This is a genomic window from Aeromonas sobria (genome assembly GCF_000820145.1).
GTDB classification, from domain to species: Bacteria; Pseudomonadota; Gammaproteobacteria; order Enterobacterales; family Aeromonadaceae; genus Aeromonas; species Aeromonas sobria.
In genome coordinates, this window is the sequence record NZ_CDBW01000012.1 from 1 (window position 1) to 18065 (window position 18065).

Genomic DNA, 18065 nt, shown 5'->3' on the forward strand with positions numbered 1-18065 from the left:
AGAGAGATAACAGGTGTTGAAAGGCTGGGGTATCCATGATGGTAGACCTCAAGGGGATGGCCTACTTCAAGCTTAGCCTTTCAACACATAATTGGGACAGAGCCATAAAAAAGGGCCATCCGGTGGGATGGCCCTGTTGAAGGCAATGTTGTTGCGTGGCTAGAGCGACGCCCACCAGAGCCGCAGCTGCAAGCCCCACTTCGAGCTCCAGCCGGTGGTGCTGCTCACCAGCTTGCCATCCTTGATGATGAGGAAAGTCGGGGTCACTCCCACCTGCCACTTGGCGGCCAGCTCTCCCGACTCGTCATTGTGGGTCGCAAAGGTGAGCCCTTTCTTGCTCATCCCCTTGCCTAACTGCTCCGAATTGCCGGAGCGCAGTGCCACCGTCAGCACGTTGTCCCCCTCTTGCCAGAGCTGCTGCACGGTCGGGGTGGTGAAACGGCAGACACCGCACCAGCTGGCCCAGTAGTAGACCAGCAGCGGCTTGCCCTGACTCAGGGTGGCGAGATCCGTGCTGGAGCCATCCTGCAGGGTGACGGGGGCGCTCATCGCCCCCTCTGGCAGGGTCGGGCTGCGCCACAGATCCAGCAGCGTCGAGATGACCAGCGCCATCAGCAGCAGCCAGAGTACCTCCTTGCCCCAGCGTCGCCAGCGGGGGTGAGGGTTGGTGCTTGCCATCCCTTACCCCAGCTTGGCCAGTTCGGCCTGCACCAGTTGCTCCAGCTCCTCATAGGGAACGGCGCCCGGCACCAGCTGGTTGCCGATCAGGGTCGCCGGGGTGCCCTGTACCCCCAAGAGTGTGCCGATACGCAGGCTATTGCGCAGCTCTTCGGTCGCCTTGCCTTCCGGTTTGAGGGCCACATTGCCGGTGGCCGCCAGCGCCTTGTTGATGTCCGCCTCGGTCAGCATCCCCTGCTTGCTCATCAGCTTGTCATGCAGGGTGAGGAAGCGGGCGGGATCCTGCTGCCACAGGGTCAGGCTGTACTGGGCCGCCTTGGCGGAGGTCTGACCCTTGAACGGCAACAGCTTGATCACCAGCCCCAGATCGTTGGGGTAGGCCTTGAGCAGCTTGGTCAGCTGGGGATCGAACTGCTTGCAGTAGGGGCAGTTGTAGTCGGTAAACAGCACTAGCGTCAGCTTGGGATTTTTGGCGCCGAGGCGCGGGCTGGTGGCGCTGTTGAACAGCACATCCTTGTTGCCCTTGATGAAGTTGCCAAGCTGCGCCTCTTGGGCTGCCGCGTTCTGCTTCTCCCAGGATTCGGCCGCCTCGTCGAGGATCTTGGGGTTGGCGATCAGGGTCTCGCGGATCAGCTCCTTGATGCGGGCCTCCTGCTCCGGGGTGAAGGGGGCGGCGTGCAGGGCCGGAGCCAGCAGGGCTGCGGAAAGGGAGGCAAGCAGGGTCAGGGCGCTCAGAGTCGGTTTCATGGTTACTCCTTAAAATCGGGTGGGGCCAGCCTGAAGCAGGCCAGCCTTGTGCAAGGTGGTCAGCAGCTCGTCCTTGTCGAGCAGGGGCGACAGCGCGACCCCCTCTGGCAACTCCGGGCCGTAAATCTGGTTGAAGGGGACGGCCGCCGCGCCCCGCTTACGCAGGAAGGCTGCGATGGTGTCGTTCGGTTTGCTCCAGTCGCCGCGCAGGGCCACCACATCGGGGGCCGAGAGGGCCTGTTGCACCTCATCGCGCAGCAACACATTGTATTTGTTGGCCTTGCAGGTCACGCACCAGTCGGCGGTGACATCGATAAAGACCCGCTTGTTCTGGGCCAGCGCATCGGTGATGGCGCGTTCAGAGAGCGGCTGCCAGACCACCTTGTCGACGCTGGCCGAGCCCTGCGCGCTAAAGGCGCCGCTCAGCAGCAGGGCGCTGCCAATCAGGGCGGCGAGGGCGATCGCCAGCGTGAAGCCACGCATGCCGTAACGCCAGACGATGGCGAGGATCAGCCCCAGCACCATGGCAACCATCAGCCAGCCGGTGGCATAGCTGCCGAGATGGTTGGCGAGCAGGCTGGTCAGCCAGAGGCTGGAGCCCAGCATCATCAGACCGAGCAGGATGCGCAGATGGTTCATCCAGCGCCCCGGTTTCGGCAACCAGAGGGCGAGCCGTGGCAGAGCCGCTACCAGCAGCCAGGGCAGGCTCATGCCAATCCCGAGGGCGGTGAAGATCAGCCAGAGCTGACCGAGCGGCGCCGCCAGCGCAAAGGCCACTGCAGTGCCGAGGAAGGGGGCTGAGCAGGGGGTGGCGAGCAGGGTGGCGAAACTCCCCTGCAGGAAATGACCGCCGAGGCCGTTGCCGCCGCTGGTGGCGAGGCGAGTGCTGAGAGCGCTGGGCAGACGGATCTCGAACAGCCCCAGCAGGTTGGTGCAAAACAGCAGGGTGACCAGCACCATAAAGCCGATAAAACCGGCGCTCTGGAACTGGATACCCCAGCCGACTGCCCCACTCATTCCGAAGCTGGGGGCGCGCAGCAGGCTGCTCATGGCCGCCAGCACCCAGAAGGAGGCGATGATCCCGGCGCTGGCGGCGAGGAACTGTTTGCGTACCGTTCCCTGTTCACGCGCCTGATGTTGCAGCACAGATCCCAGCTTGAGCGCCAGCACCGGCAGCACGCAGGGCATCAGGTTGAGGATCAGGCCGCCGAGCAGCGCCGCCCCCAGTAACCAGAACAGGGACTGGCTCGGCGCTGGCAATACGAGCGCTTCGCCAATCGAGCCTTTGCTTTGCCACGCCTGTTCGCCACTGGTGAGCAGCAGGCCGAGGGATTGGCCGCGCAGATCCGGCGCATCCCCCTGCCAGCCGTCGCTCACCGGCACCCGGGCGATCAGGGTACTGCCCTCGACCTCAAGCGCCGGTTTGCCAAACTCGGCCCCCTCCAGCGCGTCGATAAAGAGGGAGGGCTGCTGCCAGCCCTCTGCCCGCTCGGCGCGCAGTTGCAGCTGGTTGTGTTGATAACCTAGCTCGACCCGGGTTTCGGCGGGCAACTGCTGGGGCAGGGTGCTCATCGCCTTGGCCCAGACAAAGTCGAAGTTGGCCGGGGCGGCGCCATCCACCGCCAGAGTGAAGGGGTAGTCGGTCAGGATGCAGACATTGCTGCAGGTTGAGAGGCGCAAGGTGCCGGTGAGCGCCTGCTCTGCCGGATAGCTGAGGCTGAGGGGGAAGGTCACGTCCCCCTGATAACCCTGGGTGCTGAGCCCGGCGACCTCGAAGTGGCGCGGCACCGGCCAGTGCCACTGCAGCGCCGCTATGGGCTTATCCCACAGGATCTGGGGCGCAATGCCCCCTTCGCCCGGACTGTGCCAGTAGGTCTTCCAGCCCGACTCCAGCTCGACATCGAGCAGGATGCGGGTCTGATCTGCCGTGCTGCGGTCGGCCTGCAGCCGTACCCTGGCGTGATCATTCTGTGGGCTGGTGAGCCAGCCCGTGTAGCTGGCCAATCCCATGGATTGCCACAGCAGACCGCCCAGTAGCAGGGCCGCCTTGAAGAGATTCGACATCTTTTTGGTCTCGCAAAAATGAGTGACAGCTAACGAAAGAACGCAGCCGAACTCATTCCCGCCAGACGCAGAGGGTGAGGTGCAGACGCCGTTCGGGCGGCGAGATGACTCTGGGTGGGGGCAGTGGCGGTGTGTAGCGCCAAAGGGGGGCCAGCAGGGCGATCAGCACGGCCACAGCAAAGAAGAGTTGTTCGACGCAGAGCAGGGTGGCGGCGCTCAGCCACTTGCCGTTGAGCTGGCAACTGGTGGGCTGCGGGCTGGCCGGTTTGGCATCCTCTTGATCCGTTGCCGAGCTTGGAACGGGCAGTGCCTGACAGTTGAGGGCGTGCTCGAGTAGGGCCAGCCGGGCCAGCGGCTGGGCCGCACAATTGAGCACCAGCAGGCAGACCAGCAGCAGGAGATTTTTTGCCACACGTTGTCGCTGAATCATACTCGCCCCGTCTATCAAGAGGGGCCATCCTAACGACCAATGGCGGATGGGGCAAGTCAGCGGCGTATTTATGAGCAGCGCAGTGGGTGGCGCGACGGGGAGGGTGGTCGGTTCTGTTTGGCGAACGCTTGTTCGCTAAAAGGGGGATCAGTATACTGCGCCGAGTTAAAACTCGAGGTGTTCGATGCTCAAAATTGCCCGTGTGCTGCTGCTTGGTCTGCTGCTCATTTTCTGGTTCCTGTTCGGCCTGCTGCTCTGTCTGGTTCGTCCGCGCCATCCCAACAATGTCTATGTCTTCGCTCGCATGTATCACGCGGTCTGCCCGCTGATCGGGGTGCGGATCAAGGTGACCGTGGCCGAGGAAGCCAAATCGGTGGGGCCATCGGTATACGTGTGCAACCATCAGAGTAATTTCGATATCTTTACTGTGACCGGTGCCGTCATGCCCGGAGTGGTGGCGGTAGGCAAGAAGAGCCTGCTCTGGCTGCCCTTCTTCGGCCTCATCTTCTGGCTCTCCGGCAACGTGCTGATCGACCGCTCCAACCGCTCCCGTGCCATCGGCACCATCGGTCAGGTGGTGAACCGCATCAAGGAGCGTGGCACCTCAATCTGGATGTTCCCTGAAGGGACCCGCTCCCAAGGGCGTGGTCTGTTGCCGTTCAAGGTCGGCGCCTTCCATACCGCGGTGCAGGCTGAAGTGCCGGTGGTACCCATCGTCTGCTCCAGTTATTTTGGGCAGATCGATCTCAATCGTTGGGACAACGGCGAGGTACTGGTCGAGGTGTTGCCGCCACTGTGCAGCAAGGAGCACGGCGCAGCCGGGATCCGTGAACTCTCTACGATTTGTCGAGACCAGATGGAGGCCAAGCTGGCCGAACTGGACAGCAAACTGGGCCACAGCCACGCAGCCTGACGGATATTGCAGATGAATCGACAAGGGAGCCGAGGCTCCCTTTTTTATTGGTTAAAATCACCACCTGGTTGGCTATTTTCACCAATAAACCCTTCTTGAATTTCCCCGTAAAATTCCATCTATCTGTAAAACAACGATAATTTTTCTTGGCACGGCTCTTGTAATGCAAAGGGAAGAGATAGCCATCCCAGCAACAAGGAGCCAGACCATGAGCGTATTCAGCCGCCTGACCGACGTGATTAATGCCAACCTGCACAGCCTGCTCGACAAGAGTGAAGAGCCGGAGAAGATGCTGCGCCTGATGATCGAAGAGATGGAACAGGTGCAGGTCGAGATGCGTACCCAGGCCGCCCGGGTGATTGCCGAACAGAAACAGCTGGAACGTCATCAGCAGGCGTTGCAGGCGCAGATCCTGGAGTGGTCGGCCAAGGCCGAGCTCGCCATCCAGAAAGGGCGTGAGGATCTGGCCCGTGCCGCTCTCACCGAAAAGTTGGCTGAGGCCAGGAAATGTGAACAGCTGGAGCAGGACAAGGCCCGGGTGGCCGAGGTGCTGGCCCAGCTCACCGCCGACAGCGAGCGACTGGCGGCCAAGCTGACCGAGGCCCGCGAGAAGCAAAAACTGCTGACCCTGCGCGAGCAGACTGCCCACAGCCGCATTCGTGCCCGCGCTCAGGTGGACAACCAGCGTATGCATGAGCTGATGGCGCGCTTTGACGGTTTTCAGGGCCGGGTCGATCAGCTGGAAGCCCAGCTGGAGGCGGCCACCCTGGGGCAGAATCCCTCGCTGGAGGCCCAGTTCCGCGAGCTGGAGCTCAATGACGAGATCGAGCGCGAGCTGGCTCGCCTCAAAGGCCAGAAGGCGGAGGTGTAACCATGAGCCCCTGGCCCAAGGATCTGGTGCATCGCAAGCTGACCGGGGTCTGCGCCGGTATTGCCAGGCGGTTGGGGGTCTCCAGAGTCACGGTGCGGGTGGTGGCACTGCTCGCCCTGATCCTGATGCCGCCGCTGGCACTGGCCGCCTATCTGCTGGCGGTGCTGGTGATGCCACCCCGTTATGAATTGAAGCGCTGGCTGGATTGACCGAGGGGTTGACCTGTCGGCAGACAAGGTACTGATAAGGAGCAAGATATGCTGGAATTTTTCGTATTGCTGGTGGTGCTGCTGGTCATGGCACTGACCGGTTTTACCCTGGTAGCCATGTTGCTGGTGAGCGGCCTGTTTGTGCTGCTGGGGGCACTGGGCGGCATGCTTGCTCTGATCATCAAGCTGGCTCCTTGGTTGCTGTTGGTGCTGGCGGTCTGTTGGCTGATCAGCAACCGCAGCAAGCGTTCCAATACCTACCTGTAACCAACCTGTAGTTGTGCAATACGTTGTGTGATGCTCCCTGATTTCCCCTTTCCGGCCACTCATTGAGTGGCCTTTTTTTGCCTGTCAGGCTCAGGTTTTGGCGGGGGCAGGTAACCATTGCGGGCTCCAGTTCTGCCAGAGCTCCGGGCTGTGGATCAGCTGCTCCTTGAAGGATTTCGGCTGCTGCTTGAGGCGATATTCGATGCGCAGGGCCGCCCCCTTCTCGCCGACTTCCTGTTGCCACGCCAGCGTCAGTGGCCCCTTGCCGCGCAGGGCGCGAGCGCCCTTGCCACTCTGATGCTGGCGCAGGCGGCGCAGCGGGTCCGTGCTAATCCCGGTATAGAGCAGGCCGGTGGCAGTACGCACCATGTAGACAGACCAGCGGGAAGGGGGGGATGGTTGCTTTGCCGGTGCGGTGGTCGCGGGTTCTCTCATTCAAATTCTCTGTGCCAAACTCAGAGGCAGCTCAAGGAGGTGCGATGAGAGTCTGGTTCTGGTTATGGTTACTGTTGTCGGTCCCGGCTCAGGGGGAGACGATCCGTCTCTACGATTACCATCAGCATCCCCCCTTCAATACCGGTGGGGATGCAGGGCTGAGCAGTGAGCTGGTCAAGTATCTCAATGAAAAGCTGGGGGGTGAACCCAGGATCGAACTCTGGCTGGTCAATCGTGCCCGGTTGGCGCTGGAGATGTCGGATCCCGCCTTCAACGGTCTGGTGGTCTGGGTCAATCCCGCCTGGGTGGGGGATCCCCAGCGGGAGCGTTATCTCTGGACCTTCCCGGTGATGCGCGACACCAACGAGCTGATCTCGAGCATCGATAATCCGGTTACCTATCGCGGGCCTGACTCCCTCAATGGACTGGTGTTTGGCGGGGTGGAGGGCTATCGCTATCAGGGCATCGACGATGCGGCCAGTCGGGGCGAGCTGGTGCGCCACGATGCCAAAAAGGTGAAGACCAATCTCGAGCTGCTGGTACGCGGGCGCATCGATGTGACCCTGGTGAGCGGCTCGGCACTGGGCTTTTATATCGACTCAAGCCACTATCGGGGCAAGCTGTTTATCTCGCCCTTTCCCCAATCCAGCTACACCCGCCATATTTTGATTCCCAAATCCCGTGCCGATCTCCATGCCCGCCTCAACAACATTGCCGAGCAGATGGACCGGGATCCCCGTTGGCATAAGGTGCTGGAGTCCTATCGCGGTACGCCCTGAGGACGGCGTTTGAGCCGGTGCAACGGTAACAGGCTCACCAGCAGACCTGACCAGACAAAGGCAAAGCCGACCGTCTTGATGGGGTCCGGGGCTTCGCCAAACCAGTAGATGGCGAGCAGGAAGGCGAGGCTGGGCTCGATATATTGCAGCAGCCCCACAGTGCTCATCCGGGTTCTCGCCACTGCATAGCAGAACAGCCCCACCGGCAGCAGGGTGGCGGGCGCACTGCCCATCAGCAGCAGCTTGTCAGCCAGATCCCCATGCACGAATGTCCCTTCCCCGTGCCACGCCAGGGTGCCGATGATGATCAGCGCGATGGGCAGTTGCACCATGGCTTCCAGATAGAGGCTGGTGCTGGTGTCGTAGTGGATCTTCTTCTTGATAAGGCCGTAGCAGGCGAAGTTGGCCCCCATGATGAGGGAGAACCAGGGGAGCTGGCCGTAGCAGAACAGCATGTAGGCGAGCCCCGCCAGCGCCAGTGCGACCGCCAGATGCTTTTGCGGGGTGAGCCGCTCTTTGAGGAAGATGACGGCGAATACGATATTGAACAGCGGGGTCATAAAGAAGGCGAGGCTGGTGGTCAGCACCTGTCCGGTAGTGAGGCACCAGGTGAACATGCACCAGCTGATGGACATAACGGGGCCCGCCAGCAGAATGAGGCCGAGCTGGCGCGGCTCACTGCGCAACCGTGCCCACGGCACCTGGTGGCCAAGCAGCAGAAACAGGGCACCCAGCAGCACCACAGACCAGAGCACCCGGTGGGAGATCAGCTCCCACATGTTGACCTCGGGCATGAATTGATAATAGAGCGGCAGCATCCCCCACAGGATGAAGGAGAGGGTTGCGGTGCCGGTACCTAGCCAGTTTTTCATTATTGTCCGTTTATTAAATTAAACATCCATGGCGATAGTAGGGGGAGTGCCTTGTTTCCACAAGAGGGGGCAACAGGGAAATGCTGGTACTATCAACGTCATGCAGCGAATCGATAAGTTGTTTGAGCAAATCAGGGCCTGCCGTCTGTGCGAGGATCACCTGCCGCTGGGGCCTCGTCCGGTGATCCGCGGGAACGAGAGTGCCCGCCTGCTGATCATCGGTCAGGCGCCCGGCACCCGGGTGCATGCCAGCGGTATCCTGTGGGATGACCCCTCCGGTGATAGGCTGCGCCAGTGGCTCGGGGTCGATAAAACCACCTTCTACGACGAATCCCGCATCGCCATCATGTCGATGGGGCTCTGCTATCCCGGCAGGGGAAAATCCGGCGATCTGCCACCCAGACCCGAGTGCGCGCCCACCTGGCATGACAAGGTACTGATGCTGTTGCCCAACATCGAACTGACCCTGCTGATCGGCCAATATTCACAAGCCTACTATCTGCGGGGGGCGGCCAAAGGGTCGCTCACCGAGACGGTGCGCAGCTGGGCTGACTATGGCCCCGGTTGGCTGCCGTTGCCTCACCCTTCACCGCGCAATACCCTCTGGCTCAGGAAGAATCCCTGGTTCGAGCAGGAGATAGTCCCCCATCTGCAGCAAAGGGTCGCCCCTTTGCTGGTGCGCCCCTGAGCGCTTAAACAGCCGGTTCAGCCAGCGGTTTGGGTTTGCTGCGGGCCATGGCGACCAGCGGCAAGATGATGCAGAGGCACCCCAGCAGCAGCGGCAGGCCCGGCTGCTCGTCAAACAGCCACACCCCGATAGCCACCGCCATCAACAGGCCGGTGTACTCCGCCGAGGCGATTTTGCTCGCCTCGGCCTGGCGATAGGCCACCACGCACAGGCCTGCATAGACCATGATCAGCGCCGACGAGCCGAAGGCGGGCCACCACATCTGCCACTGCCAGTCGCCCCCTTCCCACAGTGCCAGCGCCAGAATGAAGGGCATGCTCAACACGTTGGTGAAAAACAGGGTCTGGGCGATGGGCTGTTTGAGCGGGATCCGCTTGATCAGCAGATTGTTGAGTGCCATCGACAGCGCCACCCCGAGCGCCGCCAGCGCGGCCCAGTTCACTTCGGTCGGGCGCAGCACGATCAGCACCCCGATAAAGCCGAGCAGTGCCGTCAGTACCTTTTGGCGGGAGATCGCTTCCCCCGACATCCACACCGCTAGCGGCACCATCATCAAAGGCGCGGCATAGAACAAGGCATTGGCGGTGGCAAGCGGCAAGCGGGTGAGGGCGACCACCATCAGGCAGACGCCGACCGCCCAGATATGGGCCCGCAGCAGGTGCCACTTGATGGCCACCGGCGGGTTGCGGCGCCATGACCAGAGCAGCCAGGGCATCAGCAGAATGGCGGCCGAGAGCTGGCGAAAAAAGACAAACTGGAAGATGGGCTGATCCGGCTCCAGTACCTTGACCAGTGCATCGGAAAAGACCGCCACCATGTTGCCGAGCACCAGATAAAGGATGCCTATTCCTACTGCGTTCATACCACCTCCCACTTCAGATGAGGGGGAGGGTAGCGCGGGGGCCGTTATCCAGTAAAATGATAAAAAATGACCACTCATGAGATATTTAGATAATGAAGCTGCCTCCCCTGCGTGCCGTGCAATATTTTGAGGTGGTTGCCCGGCTGCTCAGCTTCTCCCGCGCCGCCCTTGAATTGAACGTCAGCCAGAGTGCGGTCAGCCACCAGATCCGCCTGCTGGAGGATTTTCTGGGTGAGCGCTTGCTGCTGCGTCAGGGGCGGCTGCTCTCGCTGACGCCGCAGGGGGAGAGTTACTTCGAGGGGATTGCCGCCGGGCTCAGCCAGATTGCCCAGAGCAGCGAGCAACTGCGCGGTGGTGGCGAGATGCGGTTGCGCCTCGCGGTCTACAGCTCGTTTGCAGTGAAGTGGCTGATCCCGCGGTTGGCTGGGTTGCGCCAGCTCTACCCCGAGCTGGATTTGAGTCTGGAGATGGTGGCGGAAGACCCCGAGCTCTCCGATCGGGTGGCCGACTGCTTTATCACAGTGTCCCCCCACGGGCGCGGCTACTGTCACGATCTTATCTATCAGGAGCGGCTCTTTCCGGTCTGCAGTCGCCGCCTGTTGCAGCAGGTCAGCGGGGAGTGGCCTGAGGCCATCTGGCATTTGCCGCTGCTGTCGGTGCAGTCCATCTACAAGGCGCGGGGCGAAGATTGGCAGCGCTGGGCTAAGGCGGGCGGGCTGGTGATTCCGGACGAGGCGCGGATGCACCACTTCAGCCATGTGCTGCTGGCGATGGAGGCGGCGGCCTGGGATCAGGGGGTGGCATTTGTGAATGACTACATGCTGCGGCCCGATGATCCCCAGCTGGTGGCCTTGCCGGTTCACCAGCTGGAGACGGGGGATGCCTTCTACTTTACCTGCAAGCGCTCACGGGCCCATGAGCCCGCCATCAGCCGTTTGCGCCAGTGGCTGATGATGGAGACACGGCAGAGCATGCCGCTCTAGCCTGTGCCGTTACGCTCTCTTGAACTGGCTCAGCACAAACAGGCTGGTGGCGCAGACTACGACTGAAGGGCCTGCCGGGGTGTCTTGATACCAGGAGAGGGTCAGCCCGCCGAGCACGGCGAGACAGCCAATCAGCGCGGCAAAGCCGGCCATCTGTTCCGGCGTCTGGCTGAAGCGGCGGGCGGTGGCGGCGGGGATGATCAGCAGGGAGGTGATGATCAGCGCCCCGACAAATTTCATCGCCACGGCGATCACCAGCCCGATCAGCAGCATCAGCACGCAGCGCAGCACATCGACCCGGATCCCCTCGACCCGCGCCAGCTCTTCCGAGATGGTCATGGATAGCAAGGGATCCCACAACCGCCACAGGGTGAGCAGCACCAGCGCGCCACCGCCGTAGATCCAGAGCAGATCTATCGGTTGTACCGAGAGCAGGTCGCCGAACAGGTAGGCCATCAGGTCCACCCGCACGTTATCCATAAAACTCAAGGTGACCAGACCGAGCGACAGGGCGCTGTGGGCCAGAATGCCGAGCAAGGTATCGGTGGCGACCTGCTGGTTGCGGCTCATGATCACCAATAGCATTGCCATGGCGAGGCAGCAGACCACCACCGCCAGGGTGAGATCGACCTGCAGCAGGATGCCCAGCGCGATGCCGAACAGGCAGGCGTGGGAGAGGGTGTCGCCAAAATAGGCCATCTTGCGCCATACCACGAAGCTGCCAAGGGGCCCGGCCAGCAGGGCGATGCCGAGACCGGCCGCGAGGGCGTATAACAGAAAGCTGTCCACTTGAATGTCCTGTTGCTTGTGCTATTTGCTGTGAGCGTTGTTGCGAGAGGGCAGGCGGATGACGGGGGCCTGCGGTTCATGATGATGGTGTTCGCCGTCGCAGTGGTGATGATGGGTATAGACCGCCAGCACCTCCTGTTCCGGGCGCCCGAACAGACGGGCAAATTCGGGATGGCGGGCCACGCTTTCCGGCTCGCCATGACAACAGACGTGGCGATTGAGGCAGATCACCTCGTGGGTGCTGGCCATCACCAGATGCAGGTCGTGGGAGACCATCAGCACGGCGCAATTGAATTCGGCAGCGAGCTGGCCGATCAGGGCATAGAGCTCGATCTGGCCGTTGATATCCACCCCTTGTACCGGTTCGTCCAGCACCAGCAGCTCGGGCTTGACCAACAGGGCACGAGCCAACAGCACACGCTGCATCTCACCGCCGGAGAGTTTTTGCATCCGGTTCTCCAGCAATCCCTCTGCGCCCACCCGGGCCAGCGCCTCCTCGATGGAGAGGCGGCTGTTTTTGCCCAGTTGCAGGAAGCGGCGTACCGTCAACGGCAGGGTGGGATCCAGATAGAGGCGCTGAGGCACATAGCCGACCCGCAGATCGCGGCTGCGGGTGATCTTGCCAGAATCCGGGGTGAGTAGACCCAGCACCAGCTTGCTCAGGGTGCTCTTGCCCGCCCCGTTGGGGCCGACCAGGGTGGTAATTTTGCCTTTATTGAGGGTAAAGGAGACCTTGTCGAGCACAGAACGTCCATCAAACGAGAGAGAGACCTCTTTCAGCTCCACCAATTGGCTCATGACAACTCCGGGGTTTACAGCCAGTGAGAGTTATAATATAACAAAAAGCGACTGTTATATTATCACATACTCACCCCCTGACGAGATTCATCAATGAGAATAATTGCGTTTTTCACTGCCTTGCTGGCGGTGAGTTTGCCTGTCCGAGCTCTTGAGGTGCTGACCACCATCAAGCCACTCGGTTTCATCGCAGCTGCGATCACTGACGGGGTGAGCGAGCCCAAGGTATTGCTGCCGACCGGCGCTTCTCCTCACGATTTCTCCCTGCGTCCCTCCGATATTCGCAGCATCAACAGCGCCAATCTGGTGGTGTGGGTTGGCCCCGAGCTGGAAGGCTTTATGGCCAAGCCGCTGGCCAATCATCCACATAAACTGACCCTGACTCAGGTTGAGGGGATGCCGCTGTTCAACTACGCGACTCAGGATAGCCATGACTCCCATGATCATGATGATCACGATCATGGCCATGTCGCCCACGAGCACGGTGACCATGATCATGATGAAGGGCATGAGGGACATCATCACGAAGGGGTCGATCCCCATATCTGGCTTGGCCCGACGCAGGCCAAGGTGATTGCCAAGGCGATCGCGAGCGAATTGGGCAAGCTGGATCCGGCCAATCAGGCCCGCTATGACGCCAACCTGGCGGCATTTGATGCCAAGGTGGATGCCAAGGACAAGGTGATTGCCGACCAGATGAAGGCGGTGAACCAGAAGGGGTACTTTGTATTCCACGAGGCGTATGGATACTGGGAGCGCCACTACGGCATGAGTTCAAAAGGCCACTTCACCGTGAGCCCGGAGCGTCGCCCCGGCGCCAAGACCCTGGTGGATATTCGCAAAGCACTGGAAGAGAAGCAGGCGAGCTGTATTTATGCCGAGCCGCAATTCTCACCGGCAGTCATCGAATCAGTGGCGCGTAATACCAGTGCAAAAGTGTTGCTACTGGATGAAGTCGGTGAACAGGTGCCGCTTGGCCCGGATGGTTATCCCCAGTTCATGCAGCAACTGGCTGACGCATTCGCCCAATGCCGCTGATAACCTGCTGAGCCTCTTACTCGGACGGACTATACTGACCTCCAACATCTGACATGGAGTGTCTGCTATGAAATGGTTGTTGATCCCGGCCTGCACTCTGGCACTATGCGCCAGCGTGCAGGCATCGCGTCTTTCCGAGTACATTGCCAGTCCAGATCTGCGGGCCAAACTGCAGGATGTGTATGGTGGCCGCGCCATTCAGCGGGCCGAGGCATTTTCTCGTCTGCTGACCCCCAGAGCGGGTACAACCGACCAGCAAAAGGTTGAGCTGGTGAACAATTACTTCAACAATCTGACCTACAGTGAGGATCCCAAGCTGTGGGGTGATGAGGATTACTGGGCCAATCCGCTGGAGTTTATCGGTGCCCGGGGCGGGGATTGCGAGGATTACAGCATCTCCAAGTACTACACCCTGATGGAGCTGGGGGTGGATGAGAAGAAGCTGCGGCTGGCCTACGTCAAGGCGGTGCGTTACAACCAGTTCCATATGGTGACGCTCTACTTCCCGACTCCCAAGGCTGACCCACTGGTGCTCGACAACATCAACAGCCGGATCCTGCCAGGTAGCAAGCGTACTGATCTCATTCCTGTTTACAGCTTCGATGCCAAAAGCATCTGGATCATGAAGTCGCGCCGGGAAGGGACGCTGGCAGGGAGTGCCGATAGGCTAGCGCAGTGGACATCGATGAAGACCCGTTTCTCCAGCGAGCAACTGCGCTCTCCCCGTCGTCAGCTATAGCTTGCCTGCTGCTTTCAACTCCTCGAAATATTTCGCCGCGCCCGGATGCTGTTCAATGCTCAGCACCGGGCCGGTTTTATTGCGCGCCCGGTGAAACATATTGGCGTAACCGTACGTCTGCTCATTGAACTTGGTCTGCTGGGTCAGCATGGCTTTAGTCAGCCGATAGACAGACTCTTCCAGCATGGCTGCATTGGTCACCAGGGTGGCGGCGATGGCAAAGGTGGGTGTCGCTTTCAGATTGCCAGGGTAGATGCGGGCGGGCACCTGACTGCGTTGGTAATATTTGACCCCCTTGAGCAACTGATCCCGGATGGCCCCTTCGATGGGGAGGAAGCGGACGGCGCAGCGTTTGGCGGTGTCGAGCACGATCCGGTTCGGGTGCCCCATCACCAGCGCAAACGCGTCAATCTGTTTGCTGCAAAGTGCATCGGACTGATTGGCCATGCTCTTCAAATCAAGATCCTGCTCTTGTGCTCCCAGTTGATTGAACAGCGTCAGTGCGGTCTGGCGTGTGCCAGATCCCTTCAGCCCCATATCGATAGGTACCAGTTTAAGCTGCTCCAGTGAGGTGATATCGCCATCGGCACGGATCACTATGGTGAATGGCTCGGCATGAGTAGCAAACAGGGCGCGCAGCTCGGGTTGTGGCTGTGTGGCAAACGGGCCCAAGCCCTTGCTGGCTTGATACAGCCAATCGGACTGCACCATGGCGTAGGAAGACTCGCCGCTCTTAAGTCGCTGCAGGTTTTCTATTGAACCTGATGTTCCCTGCAGTGCGCATTTTAGTTGCTCATCGGCCTCATGGGCCAGGCGGCAAAACTCTTTGGTTATCTGGTGATAAATACCCTGTTCACCCCCGGTGCCAATCGTAACGGATTCGGCCATCAGGCCGGGTTGCCAAAGCAGAGGCAATAACATGGCGAGCTTGTTCATGCTTGAGCCTCCTTGGCATAACCATCGATACCCCAGTTTCGCAGCAGGTCTCTGTCGTTGCACTCGCCCGCTTCTGCCAGCAGGGTATAACCGGCGGCATGCATGGTCTGGGAGAGCAGGTTCCAATAGAGCGGCGCATCGGTCAGCTGGCAGCTGATAAAAATGGGATTGAGCGGGTCGAGCAGATTAAGCGTGTCTGCGTTCAGGGGAATGGCACTAAACGCGAGTTCACAGCCCTGCTCCTGCAGCGTGGCTAATGCGGGCTGGCCGTGGGAGGGGAAGGAGACCACATCCCAGCGCCAATCCAGCGTTTTGCCACGGCCCTGGGTCAGCAAAGGGGCAATCTCGGTCCATTGCGGGTGATTGAGCAGCGAGAGTGGCAGGGAGATACCCTCTACGCGCAGTTGCTGCCACTGTTGCAATGTAGCTTGGATGACCGTCAGGTCCGTGTTGGCAGAAAGAGTCTGGCCGGGTAAAAAACGCTGATAGAGCGCAATATCCCCCTGGGTAGAAGCAAAAGTTTGTAGTTGCCCGCCTTCTGGCAACGGGTCCAGCCCTTGCAGTGGTTGTGAAGTTGGCGGGGGTAGCTGTTTTCCCAGCTGGGTAATTTTGAGCCGTTGTTGCAACAGATCCCGTTTGCGTTCGGATACCAGTTGATTGATGGAGAGCGACACCTCTTTGAGGTCTTGCAGCCAGGGGGTTGGCAGGGCGCTGTTGAACTGATGTTTGCGGACCCGGATCAACTGCAGGTTGATCTGTTCCAGCGGTTGCAGCAGGCGTTTGCAAACCAGGGAGATGATCAGGGTAAACACGACGAGTCCTGCCAGCAGCGCCAGACCGGTGCGGCTGATGGCATTCCACAAATGCTGATAGGCGTAGCCGCTATGTCCTTCCAGAGTGAGGGTGCCCAGCATGCGCCAACCATCGGTCAACTCTTGCTCAATTCTGACGGGGGGCATGCCGATAACAGAGGGGAGCCAGCTTGGTACATTTTGCTGGGTAGCGTGGAAGACTTTCTGAAACAGTAATTGTCCATCGGGATCAATCAGGGTGACCGAGCTGACGAAACCGCCATCAAACATGGCGTTGACGATAGTTTCAGCCAGCACTTTGTCGTCATTGAGCAAGGTGCCCTGCAAGACCAGCCCCAGCGCGGTAATTGCCGTCTCCAGGTTGGCGGACATCTGATCGAGGATCGACTGGCGGATGGTCGTGGCCTCCAGAGCAAACAGCAGCACAGCACCGATCAAGAACAGTACGAGAATTATCCGGCTTAACAGTTTTGATAACGTCATATCCACTCCATGGAAAAGATATCGCAACATTTTGGGTTTCTATTCAGAGTCGAATCCGACCCGGTTCTTAAAAATAGGAAAAAATGGTTAAAAAAGACGATCATTTCTGCCCATCAGGGCAGGTTATGCATAAAATGTGAAGTTCATGCAGATTGTGATGAACTATCTGTGTTTGTTTTTGTCCAAAGAACAGTTTTATGCGGTTTTGTCACAACAGATCGCGCGACTCACACTCTTTAGATCTAAATACAGGATAGCGGATGAAACGTCTCCGTCCCTTGGTAGTGCAGGCTACCAATTGGGAACCCCCGGTTCCCCGCAAACATTTTTATGCGATGCTGATGCTGACAGCCATGACGCTGTCGGCAGTGGCATTATTGCCAGCGCCAGGTGACATCCTGGAGCGGCCGCTGCGTCTTGAGTTGCCCATTGATACCGCCGGTACGGCAACCAATGAAAACAACACCGACTTTAACGAAATCCCTGATCATGAGCTGGTGGATCAGAGTGCGCCGGATGACGATATCCCGGTCGATGCCACTCCCCAGTGGCAGGATTATCGGGTGCGTAATGGCGAAAACCTGACCGCTATCTTCAACAACCTCGGGCTCTCTACCACCACCCTCTACAAGGTGCTGGATGCAGACAACAAGAACCATTTGGCGCGGCTCAAGCCGGGACAGAATATCGAGCTGTTGATTGATCAGGACAATATCCTGCAGCAACTGAAGATCCGCCTGAATATCAAGCAGACCCTGGTGATGGAACGTGGGGGCGAGGCGTATAGCTCCACCATGATCAACGAGAAGGTGGAGTGGCAACCGCAGCGTTACAACGGTTTGATCAACGGTAGCTTCTATGTCAGTGCCCGCAATGCAGGCATCCCGGCCAACCATATCCAGAAGATTGCCAACCTGTTCCAGTGGCGGATGAATTTTGCCAAAGATTTGCAAAAGGGCGACACGTTCAAGGTACTGGTGCGCCAGGAGACGGTAGAAGGAAAGAGCACTGGCAATAGTCAGCTGTTGGGGGTGGAAGTGACCAGCCAGGGCCAGAGTACCTCGGCGTGGCTCTCGGAAGACGGTAACTATTACGATGCTCAGGGCAACAGTCTGGAGCGTGGTTTCCGCCGTTATCCGACTCATAGCCGCTACCGGATCAGCTCCAACTTCAACCCGGCGCGTAAACATCCTGTGACCGGCGCTATTCGTCCGCATGAAGGGACTGACTTTGCCTTGCCGGTGGGTACGCCGGTATTGGCTACCGGTGATGGTGTCGTCCAGAAGGCGACCAGACACCCGCTGGCGGGTACCTATGTTGTTATCAAGCATGGTCGCACCTTGGCGACCCGCTATCTGCATCTGAGCAAGCTGCTGGTCAAGCCGGGGCAACGGGTGAAGATGGGCGACAAGATTGGCCTCTCCGGGAACACTGGCCGTTCTACCGGTGCGCACCTGCATTATGAGTTGCGCATCAATAACCGTCCGGTCAATGCCATGACCGCCAAACTGCCGATGGCTGAGCCCTTGAGTGGCAAGGAGCGTCGTCAGTTCTTCGCTAAAGTGAAGAGTTATCGCAAGGAGCTGGCAGCTGGCTGATGCTGAGTAAGCCATCCTGATATAGAAAGGCCCCGCCAGACTGGCGGGGCCTTTTTACATGGGTAGCAACCGGC

General features: G+C 59.7%; 21 protein-coding genes. 10 read left to right on the forward strand and 11 right to left on the reverse strand.

Annotated features, from left to right (window positions below; genetic code table 11):
- Positions 1–159 precede the first annotated feature (159 nt).
- Genes BN1135_RS05245 through BN1135_RS05260 form a run of 4 tightly spaced genes read right to left on the reverse strand, consistent with a single transcriptional unit; the run spans position 160 to position 3919 of the window.
- Positions 160–678: a protein disulfide oxidoreductase gene (locus BN1135_RS05245; RefSeq protein ID WP_042019392.1), complete on the reverse strand. Its 519-nt coding sequence runs from the start codon at positions 676–678 to the stop codon at positions 160–162.
- Positions 679–681: 3 nt separating this feature from the next.
- A complete protein-coding gene (locus BN1135_RS05250; protein ID WP_042019393.1) occupies positions 682–1425 on the reverse strand; it encodes a DsbA family protein in 744 nt (247 codons plus the stop codon).
- Positions 1426–1434: 9 nt separating this feature from the next.
- The gene (locus BN1135_RS05255; protein ID WP_042019395.1) at positions 1435–3489 is read right to left on the reverse strand and encodes a protein-disulfide reductase DsbD family protein; all 2055 of its coding nucleotides are present in this window, start codon (positions 3487–3489) and stop codon (positions 1435–1437) included.
- A 52-nt stretch (positions 3490–3541) separates the two neighbouring features.
- Positions 3542–3919, reverse strand: coding sequence for a hypothetical protein (locus BN1135_RS05260; RefSeq protein WP_042019396.1), 378 nt, complete (start codon positions 3917–3919; stop codon positions 3542–3544).
- A 184-nt stretch (positions 3920–4103) separates the two neighbouring features.
- On the opposite strand from BN1135_RS05260, the gene BN1135_RS05265 reads away from it, so the two are divergent.
- The 4 genes from BN1135_RS05265 to pspG all read left to right on the forward strand — a co-directional run bounded on the left by BN1135_RS05265 (position 4104) and on the right by pspG (position 6179).
- On the forward strand, positions 4104–4832 hold the full coding sequence (locus tag BN1135_RS05265) for a 1-acylglycerol-3-phosphate O-acyltransferase (protein WP_042019397.1): 729 nt from the start codon (positions 4104–4106) through the stop codon (positions 4830–4832).
- 208 nt (positions 4833–5040) lie between these two features.
- The gene (gene pspA / locus BN1135_RS05270) at positions 5041–5703 is read left to right on the forward strand and encodes a phage shock protein PspA (protein WP_042019398.1); all 663 of its coding nucleotides are present in this window, start codon (positions 5041–5043) and stop codon (positions 5701–5703) included.
- Between the two features lie 2 nt (positions 5704–5705).
- On the forward strand, positions 5706–5912 hold the full coding sequence (locus BN1135_RS05275) for a PspC domain-containing protein (RefSeq protein WP_005335873.1): 207 nt from the start codon (positions 5706–5708) through the stop codon (positions 5910–5912).
- Between the two features lie 48 nt (positions 5913–5960).
- Complete coding sequence (gene pspG, locus BN1135_RS05280; RefSeq protein WP_042019399.1) at positions 5961–6179, forward strand: envelope stress response protein PspG; 219 nt, start codon at positions 5961–5963, stop codon at positions 6177–6179.
- A gap of 90 nt (positions 6180–6269) precedes the next feature.
- Here pspG and BN1135_RS05285 read toward each other — a convergent pair whose 3' ends face one another.
- Positions 6270–6614 (reverse strand): GIY-YIG nuclease family protein, encoded by a 345-nt coding sequence (locus BN1135_RS05285; protein ID WP_042019400.1) that lies wholly within the window; start codon positions 6612–6614, stop codon positions 6270–6272.
- 44 nt (positions 6615–6658) lie between these two features.
- Between BN1135_RS05285 and BN1135_RS05290 the strand changes: the two genes are divergently transcribed.
- Positions 6659–7393: a substrate-binding periplasmic protein gene (locus tag BN1135_RS05290; RefSeq protein ID WP_042019402.1), complete on the forward strand. Its 735-nt coding sequence runs from the start codon at positions 6659–6661 to the stop codon at positions 7391–7393.
- Here the strand turns inward: BN1135_RS05290 and rarD are convergent.
- On the reverse strand, positions 7375–8265 hold the full coding sequence (gene rarD / locus BN1135_RS05295; RefSeq protein WP_042019403.1) for an EamA family transporter RarD: 891 nt from the start codon (positions 8263–8265) through the stop codon (positions 7375–7377). The two genes, BN1135_RS05290 and rarD, sit on opposite strands and share 19 nt — an antisense overlap.
- Before the next feature lie 100 nt (positions 8266–8365).
- On the opposite strand from rarD, the gene BN1135_RS05300 reads away from it, so the two are divergent.
- A complete protein-coding gene (locus BN1135_RS05300; RefSeq protein WP_042019404.1) occupies positions 8366–8953 on the forward strand; it encodes a uracil-DNA glycosylase family protein in 588 nt (195 codons plus the stop codon).
- 4 nt (positions 8954–8957) lie between these two features.
- Here the strand turns inward: BN1135_RS05300 and BN1135_RS05305 are convergent, their stop codons facing one another.
- Complete coding sequence (locus tag BN1135_RS05305) at positions 8958–9815, reverse strand: DMT family transporter (RefSeq protein ID WP_042019406.1); 858 nt, start codon at positions 9813–9815, stop codon at positions 8958–8960.
- A 92-nt stretch (positions 9816–9907) separates the two neighbouring features.
- On the opposite strand from BN1135_RS05305, the gene BN1135_RS05310 reads away from it, so the two are divergent.
- Positions 9908–10798: a LysR substrate-binding domain-containing protein gene (locus BN1135_RS05310; RefSeq protein ID WP_042019409.1), complete on the forward strand. Its 891-nt coding sequence runs from the start codon at positions 9908–9910 to the stop codon at positions 10796–10798.
- Positions 10799–10807: 9 nt separating this feature from the next.
- On the opposite strand, the gene znuB is transcribed toward BN1135_RS05310, so the two are convergent.
- Positions 10808–11587: a zinc ABC transporter permease subunit ZnuB gene (gene znuB / locus BN1135_RS05315; protein WP_042019412.1), complete on the reverse strand. Its 780-nt coding sequence runs from the start codon at positions 11585–11587 to the stop codon at positions 10808–10810.
- Positions 11588–11608: 21 nt separating this feature from the next.
- On the reverse strand, positions 11609–12385 hold the full coding sequence (znuC, locus tag BN1135_RS05320; protein ID WP_042019414.1) for a zinc ABC transporter ATP-binding protein ZnuC: 777 nt from the start codon (positions 12383–12385) through the stop codon (positions 11609–11611).
- Positions 12386–12478: 93 nt separating this feature from the next.
- Between znuC and znuA the strand changes: the two genes are divergently transcribed.
- On the forward strand, positions 12479–13423 hold the full coding sequence (gene znuA / locus BN1135_RS05325) for a zinc ABC transporter substrate-binding protein ZnuA (RefSeq protein ID WP_042019416.1): 945 nt from the start codon (positions 12479–12481) through the stop codon (positions 13421–13423).
- A gap of 67 nt (positions 13424–13490) precedes the next feature.
- Positions 13491–14162 (forward strand): transglutaminase-like cysteine peptidase, encoded by a 672-nt coding sequence (locus tag BN1135_RS05330; RefSeq protein ID WP_042019417.1) that lies wholly within the window; start codon positions 13491–13493, stop codon positions 14160–14162.
- On the opposite strand, the gene BN1135_RS05335 is transcribed toward BN1135_RS05330, so the two are convergent.
- Both BN1135_RS05335 and BN1135_RS05340 read right to left on the reverse strand, forming a co-directional pair.
- On the reverse strand, positions 14157–15098 hold the full coding sequence (locus tag BN1135_RS05335; protein WP_042019418.1) for a TAXI family TRAP transporter solute-binding subunit: 942 nt from the start codon (positions 15096–15098) through the stop codon (positions 14157–14159). The genes BN1135_RS05330 and BN1135_RS05335 overlap by 6 nt on opposite strands.
- Entirely contained in the window at positions 15095–16393 is a 1299-nt protein-coding gene (locus tag BN1135_RS05340) for a LapD/MoxY N-terminal periplasmic domain-containing protein (protein WP_042019419.1), read from the reverse strand. The genes BN1135_RS05335 and BN1135_RS05340 overlap by 4 nt, the downstream gene beginning before the upstream one ends.
- A gap of 260 nt (positions 16394–16653) precedes the next feature.
- Here BN1135_RS05340 and mepM point away from each other — a divergent pair, with 260 nt between their 5' ends.
- Positions 16654–17991, forward strand: a complete 1338-nt coding sequence (gene mepM / locus BN1135_RS05345) for a murein DD-endopeptidase MepM (protein ID WP_042019420.1) — start codon at positions 16654–16656, stop codon at positions 17989–17991.
- Positions 17992–18065 lie beyond the last annotated feature (74 nt).

What these genes read in the sequence shown, in the direction of transcription:
- BN1135_RS05305 (WP_042019406.1), bottom strand. Translation starts at nt 9,815, where the DNA reads ATGAACGCAGTAGGAATAGGCATCCTTTATCTGGTGCTCGGCAACATG.
- pspA (WP_042019398.1), top strand. Translation starts at nt 5,041, where the DNA reads ATGAGCGTATTCAGCCGCCTGACCGACGTGATTAATGCCAACCTGCAC.
- mepM (WP_042019420.1), top strand. Translation starts at nt 16,654, where the DNA reads ATGAAACGTCTCCGTCCCTTGGTAGTGCAGGCTACCAATTGGGAACCC.
- BN1135_RS05330 (WP_042019417.1), top strand. Translation starts at nt 13,491, where the DNA reads ATGAAATGGTTGTTGATCCCGGCCTGCACTCTGGCACTATGCGCCAGC.
- znuA (WP_042019416.1), top strand. Translation starts at nt 12,479, where the DNA reads ATGAGAATAATTGCGTTTTTCACTGCCTTGCTGGCGGTGAGTTTGCCT.
- BN1135_RS05250 (WP_042019393.1), bottom strand. Translation starts at nt 1,425, where the DNA reads ATGAAACCGACTCTGAGCGCCCTGACCCTGCTTGCCTCCCTTTCCGCA.
- BN1135_RS05260 (WP_042019396.1), bottom strand. Translation starts at nt 3,919, where the DNA reads ATGATTCAGCGACAACGTGTGGCAAAAAATCTCCTGCTGCTGGTCTGC.
- BN1135_RS05340 (WP_042019419.1), bottom strand. Translation starts at nt 16,393, where the DNA reads ATGACGTTATCAAAACTGTTAAGCCGGATAATTCTCGTACTGTTCTTG.
- BN1135_RS05245 (WP_042019392.1), bottom strand. Translation starts at nt 678, where the DNA reads ATGGCAAGCACCAACCCTCACCCCCGCTGGCGACGCTGGGGCAAGGAG.
- BN1135_RS05275 (WP_005335873.1), top strand. Translation starts at nt 5,706, where the DNA reads ATGAGCCCCTGGCCCAAGGATCTGGTGCATCGCAAGCTGACCGGGGTC.
- BN1135_RS05290 (WP_042019402.1), top strand. Translation starts at nt 6,659, where the DNA reads ATGAGAGTCTGGTTCTGGTTATGGTTACTGTTGTCGGTCCCGGCTCAG.
- BN1135_RS05310 (WP_042019409.1), top strand. Translation starts at nt 9,908, where the DNA reads ATGAAGCTGCCTCCCCTGCGTGCCGTGCAATATTTTGAGGTGGTTGCC.
- BN1135_RS05300 (WP_042019404.1), top strand. Translation starts at nt 8,366, where the DNA reads ATGCAGCGAATCGATAAGTTGTTTGAGCAAATCAGGGCCTGCCGTCTG.
- pspG (WP_042019399.1), top strand. Translation starts at nt 5,961, where the DNA reads ATGCTGGAATTTTTCGTATTGCTGGTGGTGCTGCTGGTCATGGCACTG.
- rarD (WP_042019403.1), bottom strand. Translation starts at nt 8,265, where the DNA reads ATGAAAAACTGGCTAGGTACCGGCACCGCAACCCTCTCCTTCATCCTG.
- znuC (WP_042019414.1), bottom strand. Translation starts at nt 12,385, where the DNA reads ATGAGCCAATTGGTGGAGCTGAAAGAGGTCTCTCTCTCGTTTGATGGA.
- BN1135_RS05255 (WP_042019395.1), bottom strand. Translation starts at nt 3,489, where the DNA reads ATGTCGAATCTCTTCAAGGCGGCCCTGCTACTGGGCGGTCTGCTGTGG.
- BN1135_RS05335 (WP_042019418.1), bottom strand. Translation starts at nt 15,098, where the DNA reads ATGAACAAGCTCGCCATGTTATTGCCTCTGCTTTGGCAACCCGGCCTG.
- BN1135_RS05285 (WP_042019400.1), bottom strand. Translation starts at nt 6,614, where the DNA reads ATGAGAGAACCCGCGACCACCGCACCGGCAAAGCAACCATCCCCCCCT.
- BN1135_RS05265 (WP_042019397.1), top strand. Translation starts at nt 4,104, where the DNA reads ATGCTCAAAATTGCCCGTGTGCTGCTGCTTGGTCTGCTGCTCATTTTC.